The following is a 1,004-nucleotide window of genomic DNA, read 5'->3' as shown; positions in this document are numbered from 1 at the left end:
TGGTCAGCCGCTACGCCCGCCGCGCCGTGGTGGGTGCCATGGCCGCGGTGGCGCCGGGCAGCGACCTCGTCATCCAGGGCGGCCTGGCCGCGGGCATGGTCCGGGAGCTGTGCACCCTGTACGAGGCGGACTGGCGCGAGGTCGGTGTGGAGCGCTTCATCGCCGGGGTTCGCCGGCGTTCGCACACCGTGACACCACTGCTGCTCGGCGTCGCCGGCAACGCCCTCAAGGCCTTCCCCGGCGTGGGGACGCTGGCTGGCGGCGCGGTCCACGCGGTGGCCTACGGGCTGCTGTTCCGCACTGCCGGGCGGGCGCTGATCGTGTCCCTGGAGGACCGTGGCGAGCTCGCCGCCGACGACGCCCTGGCACGTTTCGAGGAGACCCTGCGTGAGGATATGGGAACGCCTGCGCGCTCGCTTGCCCGCGTGGCGCTGGACAGCGAGGCGCCGAAGCGGGACGGATGAGTCCGCCGACGCGGCCTCGCGGGAGGACACCGCGATGCCCCCGCCGGCGGGCGAGGATACCGCGCTGCTGCAGGTCCGCGAGAGCCTGGAGGCGCTGCTCGCCGACCGCCGTGTGCCCGAGGCGGTGCGCACCGAGCTCGACGGCGAGTACCGGGCCGTCGCCGAGATGCTCGAGCGCCTGGAGCACGGGCACATCTACATCGCCGCTGTCGGCCGGGTGAGCGCCGGCAAGTCCTCCCTGCTCAACGCCCTGCTGGGGCGTGCCGCGTTCACCACCAGCGCCCTCCACGGCGAGACCCTGGCCGCGGACCGGGCGATCTGGCGGGCCAGCGATGATGGCCACTGCTTCCTCTACGACACCCCGGGACTGGAAGAGATCGCCGGCGAGGACCGCGAGGCCACCGCGCTGCGTACGGCGGCCTCCGCGGACCTGGTGGTGTTCGTCGCCGACGGCGACCTCACCCGCGCGGAGCGCCGCGCCCTGGAGGTCGTCTGCGCCGAGCGCCGCCCGGTGATCCTGGTCCTCAACAAGGCCGACCG

Annotated in this window: 2 protein-coding genes; both read left to right on the top strand. The window is 74.2% G+C overall.

Annotation, left to right across the window (positions count from 1 at the left end; genetic code table 11):
* The coding region (locus tag G7A99_RS21060; protein ID WP_205599977.1) for a hypothetical protein at window positions 1–464 on the top strand (464 nt) is incomplete at its 5' end.
* Between the two features lie 34 nt (window positions 465–498).
* Window positions 499–1,004, top strand: a 506-nt coding sequence (locus G7A99_RS21055; RefSeq protein WP_205599976.1) for a GTPase, incomplete at its 3' end; no start/stop codon positions are given.

The sequence above is a fragment of the Arhodomonas sp. KWT genome (assembly GCF_010993615.1).
This window is presented reverse-complemented; position numbering and strand designations above follow the sequence as displayed.